The organism is Agrococcus sp. AC640b, assembly GCF_979255995.1.
In genome coordinates this window covers 56858-65016 of the sequence record NZ_CEEDMM010000012.1, presented here as the reverse complement: position 1 = coordinate 65016, position 8159 = coordinate 56858, and the positions used below count along the sequence as shown (strand labels likewise).

Genomic DNA, 8159 nt, shown 5'->3' with positions numbered 1-8159 from the left:
GCCGGCGGCCGCGGGCTCCAGCAGCGCGAGCACGTGCCGGAAGTCGGGCTCGTCGACATGCACGGCGCACCGCTCGCGCACGATGGGCTTCGCACAGAACGCGATGCCGAGCCCGGCGTCGGCGAGCATGAGCAGGTCGTTCGCACCGTCGCCGATCGCGACGGTCGCCGTCATCGGCACGCCCAGCTCTTCCGCCCACCTGCGCATCGCGTCGCGCTTGGCGGCCGCGTCGATCACGGGTCCGACGGTGCGGCCCGTGAGCCGTCCGCGGTCGACGCCGAGACGGTTCGCGAGCGTGCGATCGAGTCCCAGCGTCGCCGCGAGCGGGTCGAGCACCTCGTGGAACCCGCCGGAGACGGCGCCGACGATCCCGCCGGTCGCGTGCACGGCGTCGACGAGCTCGCGCACGCCGTCGGTGACGGTCACGGCACGCACGACGTCGTCGAGCACCGCCGTCGGCAGACCCTCGAGCACGAGCACGCGCTCGGCGAGCGAGGCGGCGAAGTCGAGCTCGCCCCGCATCGCGCGCTCGGTGACGCGCTCGACGTGGGCACGAGCGTCGGGGCCGACGGCGTCGGCGATGAGCTCGATGACCTCGTCGCGGATGAGGGTGGAGTCGACGTCGGTGACGACGACTCGTCTCACGCGAGCACCTGCACACCCTTCGGCACGGTCACGATGCCCGTCTCCGACACCGAGAAGCCGCGCGCCCTGTCGTGCTCGTGGTCGACGCCGATCTGCACGCCCGGCCCGACGACGACCTCCTTGTCGAGGATCGCGCGTCGCACGACGGCGCCTGCGCCCACATGCACCTGGTCGAACAGCACCGCATCCGACACCGACGCGCCCGAGTCGACGCGGTTCCAGGGCGCCAGCACGCTGCGCACGATCGACGCACCCTGGATGACGCTGCCGGAGGAGACGATCGACTCGATGACCTCGGCGGGGCGCCCGGCCTCGTCGCGCGTGAACTTCGCAGGCGGCTCGTTGTACTGCGCCGAGTAGATCGGCCAACGGCGGTTGTACAGGTTGAAGATCGGCAGCGCCGCGATGAGATCCATGTGCGCGTCGAAGAACGACTCGATCGTGCCGACGTCGCGCCAGTAGTACTTGTCGCGGTCGGTCATGCCGGGCACGGTGTTCGACTGCAGGTCGTAGAAGAACGCCTCGCCGCGGTCGACGAAGTACGGCACGATGTCGCCGCCCATGTCGTGGCTCGAGTCGTCGAGGTCGCCGTCGTTCTTCACGGCCTCCACGAGCGCGTCGGCGTCGAAGACGTAGTTGCCCATCGACGCGAGCACCTCGTCGGGCGAGTCGAGCAGCGGCTTCGGGTCGGACGGCTTCTCGCGGAAGGCGTCGATCTTGCCGGAGCCGTCCGACGACTCCTCGATGATGCCGAACTGGTCGGCGAGCGCGATGGGCTGGCGGATGCCCGCGACCGTCATGCGCGCACCGGAGGCGACGTGCGCCTCGATCATGTCGCGGAAGTCCATGCGGTACACGTGGTCGGCCCCGACGACGACGACGATGTCGGGCTTCTCGTCCTTGATGAGGTTGAGCGACTGGAGGATCGCGTCGGCCGAGCCCTGGAACCAGCGCTTGCCCAGGCGCTGCTGCGCGGGCACCGAGGCGACGTAGGAGCCCAGCTGCGGCGCCATGCGCCACATCTGCGAGATGTGCCGGTCGAGCGAGTGCGACTTGTACTGCGTGAGCACCACGATCTGCCGCATCCCCGAGTTCACGAGGTTCGACAGCGCGAAGTCGATGAGCCGATACGTCCCCCCGAAGGGCACGGCGGGCTTCGCCCGGTCCTCGGTCAGGGGCATGAGCCGCTTTCCCTCGCCACCGGCGAGGACGATCCCGAAGACCTTCTTGTCCATGGCCCAAACCTACCTGCCGCATGCTGGGGAGCGCAGGGGTTGCTCGGTCTGGTAGCGCGCGGCGTACGCTGACGACATGCGCGTCGACATCGTCACCAAGGAGTACCCGCCGGCGATCTACGGAGGCGCTGGCGTGCACGTCACCGAGCTCGTGCGGGCGCTGCGCCGCGACACGCAGGTGCAGGTGCGGTGCTTCGGCGCCGAGCGCGACGAGGCCGACGTCACCGCCTACGACGTGCCGTCGGAGCTCGCCGACGCGAATGCGGCGCTGCAGACGCTCGGCGTCGACCTGCAGATCGCCGACGCCGTCGCGAGCGCCGACGTCGTGCACTCGCACACCTGGTACGCCAACGAGGCCGGCAGGCTCGCACAGGAGCTGCACGGCATCCCGCACGTCGTCACGGCGCACTCGCTCGAGCCGCTGCGGCCGTGGAAGGCCGAGCAGCTCGCAGGCGGCTACCGCATCTCCAGCGACGTCGAGCGACGAGCGTACGAGGCGGCCGACCGCGTCATCGCCGTGAGCGACGGCATGCGCGCCGACATCCTCCGCTCGTACCCGAGCCTCGACCCCGAGCGGGTCGTGACGATCACGAACGGCATCGACCTCGACGCGTGGGAGCGGGTCGACGACCCCGATCGCGCCCGCGAGCTTGGCCTCGACCCCGAGCGTCCGTCGGTCGTGTTCGTCGGCCGCATCACGCGGCAGAAGGGCCTGCCGTACCTGCTGCGCGCCGCGAGCGCGCTGCCGGAGGACGTGCAGCTCGTGCTGTGCGCAGGCGCTCCCGACACGCAGGAGATCCTCGCCGAGGTGCGTGCGCTCGTCGACGAGCTGCGCGAGACGCGCGATGGCGTCGTCTGGATCGACGAGCACCTGCCGCGGCACGACATGCAGGTGCTGCTGAGCCACGCGACGACGTTCGTGTGCCCCAGCATCTACGAGCCGCTCGGCATCGTGAACCTCGAGGCCATGGCGTGCGGCGCCGCCGTCGTCGGCAGCGCGACCGGAGGCATCCCCGAGGTCATCGACGACGGCGTGACGGGGGTGCTCGTGCCGATCGACCAGGTGCAGGACGGCACGGGGACGCCCACGGATCCTGACCGCTTCGTCGCCGACCTCGCTGCGGCCCTCACGCGCGTCGTCGCCGACCCGGAGGCCGCGCGGCGCATGGGCGAGGCTGGCCGCGAGCGGGCACGCACCCACTTCGACTGGGGCCGCATCGCCGACGAGACCCGAGCGCTGTACGAGACCGTCGTCGCCGAGCGGGCACGCTGATCGGCGGGCGCGTCGGCCTGCCGTGCCGCGCGCCGCGGATAGGGTCGAGGGCATGACGCGTGTCCTCGATCTCGCCGACGTCAGCGTCGTACGCAACGGCAACCGCATCCTCGACTCGGTCAGCTGGAGCGTCGACTCGAGCGAGCGCTGGGTGATCCTCGGCCCCAACGGGGCCGGCAAGTCGACGATCCTGCAGCTGGCGTCGGCGTCGATGCATCCGACGACCGGCACCGTCGAGGTGCTGGGGGAGCGGCTGGGGCGCGTCGACGTGTTCGAGCTGCGCACCCGCATCGGCATGGCCGCGACGAGCCTCGGCCGTCGCATCCCGCCGCAGGAGACCGTGGGCGATGCGGTGCTCACCGCCGCCTACGCCGTCACGGGCAGGTGGAACGAGCAGTACGACTCCGTCGACCTCGAGCGTGCCGCCGTCGTCATGGACGACTGGGAGCTCGCACGCCTGTCGAAGCGCGCCTACGGCACGCTGAGCGACGGCGAGCAGAAGCGCGTGCAGATCGCCCGCGCCGTCATGACCGACCCCGAGCTAATGCTGCTCGACGAGCCGGCCGGCAGCCTCGACCTCGGGGCACGCGAGGGCCTCGTGCGCTCGCTCGCCGAGTATGCCGCGAGCCCGCTCGCGCCGGGCCTCGTGATGGTCACGCACCACGTGGAGGAGATCCCGCCGGGGTTCACGCACGTGCTGCTGCTGGCCGACGGCCGCGTCTCCGCGGCGGGCACGATCGAGGACATCCTCACCGACGACCACCTGAGCCGCACCTTCGGCACGCCCCTGCGCGTGACGAGGGACGGCGACCGGTTCACGGCACGCGCAGCCTGACGCGCCGAGCGGCGTCGGGCCCGCCCGAGCGTCGCTGACTCTGCTAGAGTCGGTCGCTGGCGACATCGCGCCGACGACTTCCAATCCCATCCCGAGGTTCAAGCATGAAGACTGGCATCCACCCCGACTACCGCGACATCGTGTTCCGCGACCTCGCGTCGGGCGAGACGTTCCTCACGCGCTCGACGACGAACAGCGACAAGACGATCGAGCTCGACGGCGTCGAGTACCCGGTCATCGACGTCGAGATCTCGAGCGCGTCGCACCCGTTCTACACGGGCAAGCAGCGCATCATGGACTCGGCCGGTCGCGTCGAGAAGTTCAACAAGCGCTTCAAGGGCTTCGGCGGCTGACCCGACCCACGCGCTTCGACAGGAGGCGGGCACCCATCGGGTGCCCGCCTCCTTCGCGTTCGACGTCGCCGCGTCGGCCGTGGCTCGCGCCGCCTGCTCACGCCGAGCGCACCTCGCGAATCGGCCACCCTCGGTCGGCGACGAACGACGGGTCGCGCTGCTGCATGTAGCGCGCGAACGACTCGGCCTGCTGCGTGGCCCAGTCGATCGTGGAGGCGTGGAGCTCGTCGGCAGGCACGCGCAGCTGCGGGAACAGCTCGTGCATCGCCTGCGCGAGCCTGCCGGCGGCGATCGCGTCTGCCGACGCATCGTGCCACGCGTCGAGGGTCACGCCGTAGTGGGAGCATGTGACGCCGAGCGTGCGCTTGCCCTTGCGGTACCGGTCGAGCTGCTTGTCGAGCACGAGCGGGTCGATGACGGGCGCGGGCTCCGGCACCGGCGCGATGCCGTGCCGCAGCGCCTCGTGGTGCAGCACCGTGAAGTCGTAGGCAGCGTTGTAGGCGACCACGGGCGTGCCTGCACGCAGGAGGTTCGACAGCTCGGCGACGAGGGCTGCGACGACGTCGCGCGCAGGTGCGCCCTCCGCCCGTGCACGCTCGGTGGTGATGCCGTGGATGGCGGCAGCACCCTCGGGGATCTCGATGCCCGGGTCGGCGAGCCACGAGTGCTGCTCGACGAGCTCGCCGTGCTCGTCGAGCACGCCGAGGAAGGCCGTGACGATGCGAGCGGTCGAGGTGTCGACGCCCGTCGTCTCGAGGTCGAACACGGCGACGCGCGACACCCACGAGGTGGGCCCGGATGCGTCGCCAGGCACGTCGTCGGCTCGGGCGGCCTCCTGCAGCGCGAGCGCCTGCGTGACGAGGTCGTCGATGGCTCCGGCGTCGCCCGGCCGCGGGCTCTGGAGGTCGATCATGGCGCCACGCTAGCCGCGGCTGCCGACACGAGCCACCAGGCGCGCCCCGTAGGCTCGGATGCATGGTCGACTCGCCGTTCCAGGTGCTGCTGGATGCGACGCCGGTCGCTCGCCACGAGGACGTCGTCGATGGCGTGCGCACCGCGTGGTTCGCGTACGGCGATCCTGCAGCACCCCCGATCGTGCTCGTCCACGGGTACCGCGGCGACCACCACGGGCTCGAGACCATCGCGGCGCACCTCACCGGGCACCTGGCGATCGTGCCCGACCTGCCCGGCTTCGGCGAGTCCGCCCCGCCCGCGGCCTCCGGCATCGACCCGTACGCGTCGTGGCTCGTCGCGTTCGTCGCGGCGCATGCGCCCGGTGCGCCCGTGCTCGGCCATTCGTTCGGCTCCATCGTCGTGGCGGCGGCGGCCGCGGGCCTCGACGCCGAGCGCATCGTGCTCGTGAACCCCATCGCGCAGCCCGCCCTCGAGGGGCCGCAGCGCATCCTGTCGCGCGTCACGCTCGGCTGGTACCGCGCTGCCGCCTCCGCACCGGAGGCGCTCGGCCACGCGATGCTCTCGAGCCCCGTCATCGTGCGCGGCATGAGCCTCGTGATGACGAAGAGCCGCGACCGGGCGATGCGCAGGTGGATCCACGATCAGCACGACCGCTACTTCTCCGCATTCGCATCGCGTGCCTCGGTCGTGGAGAGCTTCGAGACGTCGATCTCGACGAACGTCGGCCACTACGCCGCCACCGTCGCGCAGCCCGTGCTGCTCGTCGCCGCCGATCGCGACGACATCACGCCCCTCGCCGCCCAACGCGACCTCGCGGCGCGCTTCCCGCACGCGACCCTCGCCGTGCTGCATGGCACGGGGCACCTCGTGCACTACGAGCAGCCCGACCAGGTCGCCGCGCGCGTGCGCCGGTTCCTCTCGGCGGCCGACGCGTGAGGGTGCTGTTCGACTGCCGCTACGTGCGCACCGAGCGGCACGACGGCATCTCGCGCTTCTCGGCCGAGCTCGTCGCTCGCCTGGGCGCGCGCGCAGACGTCACGATGCTCGTGCAAGACCCCGCGCAGCTGCGCATGCTGCCCGACCTGCCGCACGTCATGGGTCCGAGCCCCACGGGTGCGCTCGAGCCGCTCGCGACGTGGAGGCTGCGCCACGTCGACGCCGACGTCGTCTACTCGCCCATGCAGACGATCGGGGCGATCGGTCGACGCACGGCGCTCGTGACGACCGTGCACGACCTCATCTACTACCGGCACCCCATGCCGCCGCGCGACCTGCCGGCGCCCGTCCGCGCCCTCTGGCGGCTCTACCACCTGTCGTACGGGCCGCAGCGACTGCTGCTGCGGGGCGCCGACGCCCTGGTCGTCGTCTCCGACACGACCGCGAGCCTCGTCCGCGAGCATCGACTCACGACCCATCCCGTGCACGTGGTGCGCAACGCCGCCGACGCCCTCGGCGAGCCCGTGACGCACGCCACGCCGCCGACGCGACGGCTCGTGTACATGGGCTCGTTCATGCCCTACAAGGACGTCGACACCCTCGTGCGCGCCGCCGCGCTGCTGCCTGACCACGAGCTGCACCTGCTCAGCCGCATCCCGGCAGGCGAGGAGGCGCGGCTGCGTGCCCTCGCCCCCGCCGCGAGCATCGTCGTGCACGACGGCGTCACCGACGACGAGTACGCCGAGGTGCTCCGGAGCGCGACGGCGCTCGTGCACGCGAGCCGCGACGAGGGCTTCGGCATCCCGCTGCTCGAGGCGATGATGCTCGGCGTGCCCGTCGTCGCGAGCGACATCCCCATCTTCCGCGAGGTCGCGGGCGACGCCGGTCTCTACGCGCCCGTCGGCGACGCGCGCGCGTTCGCCGATGCCGTGCTGCGACTCGAGGGGGAGTGGGCTGCGCGCTCCGCGGCGGCGCGCTCGCAGGCGGCGACGTTCACGTGGGATGCGTCCGCCGACGCCCTGCACGCGGCGCTCGAGGCCACGGTCGCCGCGCGATCCTCGCGGCGCGGCACCAGGTAGCCCGCATCGCAGGCGCGTCGACTACGACGCGTGCGGCGAGGGAGCCAGCGCGTCGGCGATCTCGGTGAGCGTCTCGGTCGTGCCGGCGTCGATGCGCACGCTCGCTCGCGTGTCCCACTTCGTCGGCCCGCGGTTGACGATCACGATCGGCAGCTCGCGCCTGCGAGCGACCTCGAGCAGACGAACCGCGGTGTTCACCGCGAGCGACGATCCGGCCACGAGCACGGCGCTCGCCGCCCGCACGGCCATGTCTGCCTCGTGGAACACGTGCGTGGGCACGAGCTCGCCGAAGAACACCACGTCGGGCTTGAGCATGCCGCCGCACACGAAGCACACGGGCACGACGAAGTCGGGGTTGCCCTCGAGGTCGACGTCGCCGTCGGGGTTCATCCGCACCTGGTCGGGCACGCTGATCCACGGGTTCTGCTCGGTGATGCGGTCGGCGACGACGTCGCGAGGGAAGCGCGAGCCGCACGCGCGGCAGGTGACGGTCGCGTTCGCGCCGTGCAGGTGGGTGACGTCGCGGCTGCCAGCCTTCTCGTGCAGGTCGTCGACGTTCTGCGTCGCGATGCCCGTCACGAGCCCGGCGGCCTCCAGCCGCGCGATGGCGCGGTGGCCGCCGTTGGGCTGCGTCGACGAGAAGGCCTTCCACCCCAGGTGGCTGCCGGCCCAGTACCGGCGTCGCGCATGCTCCGACGCGAGGAAGCGGTCGAGCTGCATGGGGTTGCGCGGCGGCGCGCCCGCACCGCGGTAGTCGGGGATGCCGCTGTCGGTCGAGATCCCCGCGCCCGTGATGACGGCGATGGGACCGAGGCCGAGTCTTGCGATCGCAGTGTCGAGCACCCTCCGATCCTACGGACACACGTAGCCTGGACCGGCACGGAGGGA

At 71.7% G+C, this 8159-nt stretch carries 9 protein-coding genes; 5 read left to right on the top strand and 4 right to left on the bottom strand.

Annotated elements, in window-relative coordinates; translation table 11 throughout:
- Both serB and glgC read right to left on the bottom strand, forming a co-directional pair.
- Positions 1 to 645 (bottom strand): phosphoserine phosphatase SerB (gene serB / locus ACZ6H8_RS06770; protein WP_464145737.1); only part of this gene is annotated, 645 nt, incomplete at its 3' end.
- Positions 642 to 1880 carry a glucose-1-phosphate adenylyltransferase gene (gene glgC, locus ACZ6H8_RS06765; protein WP_464145735.1) on the bottom strand — a complete coding sequence of 413 codons (1239 nt, stop codon included), beginning with the start codon at positions 1878 to 1880 and terminating at the stop codon, positions 642 to 644. The genes glgC and serB, both read right to left, overlap by 4 nt.
- Before the next feature lie 76 nt (positions 1881 to 1956).
- Between glgC and glgA the strand changes: the two genes are divergently transcribed.
- From glgA to ACZ6H8_RS06750, 3 genes are all read left to right on the top strand, one after another.
- Complete coding sequence (gene glgA / locus ACZ6H8_RS06760; RefSeq protein ID WP_464145734.1) at positions 1957 to 3153, top strand: glycogen synthase; 1197 nt, start codon at positions 1957 to 1959, stop codon at positions 3151 to 3153.
- 52 nt (positions 3154 to 3205) lie between these two features.
- Entirely contained in the window at positions 3206 to 3988 is a 783-nt protein-coding gene (locus tag ACZ6H8_RS06755; protein WP_464145732.1) for an ABC transporter ATP-binding protein, read from the top strand.
- A 104-nt stretch (positions 3989 to 4092) separates the two neighbouring features.
- Positions 4093 to 4341 (top strand): type B 50S ribosomal protein L31, encoded by a 249-nt coding sequence (locus ACZ6H8_RS06750; protein ID WP_464145730.1) that lies wholly within the window; start codon positions 4093 to 4095, stop codon positions 4339 to 4341.
- A 97-nt stretch (positions 4342 to 4438) separates the two neighbouring features.
- Here ACZ6H8_RS06750 and ACZ6H8_RS06745 read toward each other — a convergent pair whose 3' ends face one another.
- Positions 4439 to 5254, bottom strand: a complete 816-nt coding sequence (locus ACZ6H8_RS06745; RefSeq protein WP_464145729.1) for an exonuclease domain-containing protein — start codon at positions 5252 to 5254, stop codon at positions 4439 to 4441.
- A gap of 62 nt (positions 5255 to 5316) precedes the next feature.
- Between ACZ6H8_RS06745 and ACZ6H8_RS06740 the strand changes: the two genes are divergently transcribed.
- Together ACZ6H8_RS06740 and ACZ6H8_RS06735 are read left to right on the top strand one after the other, a co-directional pair.
- Entirely contained in the window at positions 5317 to 6192 is an 876-nt protein-coding gene (locus ACZ6H8_RS06740; RefSeq protein ID WP_464145727.1) for an alpha/beta fold hydrolase, read from the top strand.
- On the top strand, positions 6189 to 7271 hold the full coding sequence (locus ACZ6H8_RS06735) for a glycosyltransferase family 4 protein (protein WP_464145726.1): 1083 nt from the start codon (positions 6189 to 6191) through the stop codon (positions 7269 to 7271). The genes ACZ6H8_RS06740 and ACZ6H8_RS06735 overlap by 4 nt, the downstream gene beginning before the upstream one ends.
- A 21-nt stretch (positions 7272 to 7292) precedes the next feature.
- Here ACZ6H8_RS06735 and ACZ6H8_RS06730 read toward each other — a convergent pair whose 3' ends face one another.
- Complete coding sequence (locus ACZ6H8_RS06730; RefSeq protein WP_464145724.1) at positions 7293 to 8114, bottom strand: Sir2 family NAD-dependent protein deacetylase; 822 nt, start codon at positions 8112 to 8114, stop codon at positions 7293 to 7295.
- Positions 8115 to 8159: the final 45 nt, after the last annotated feature.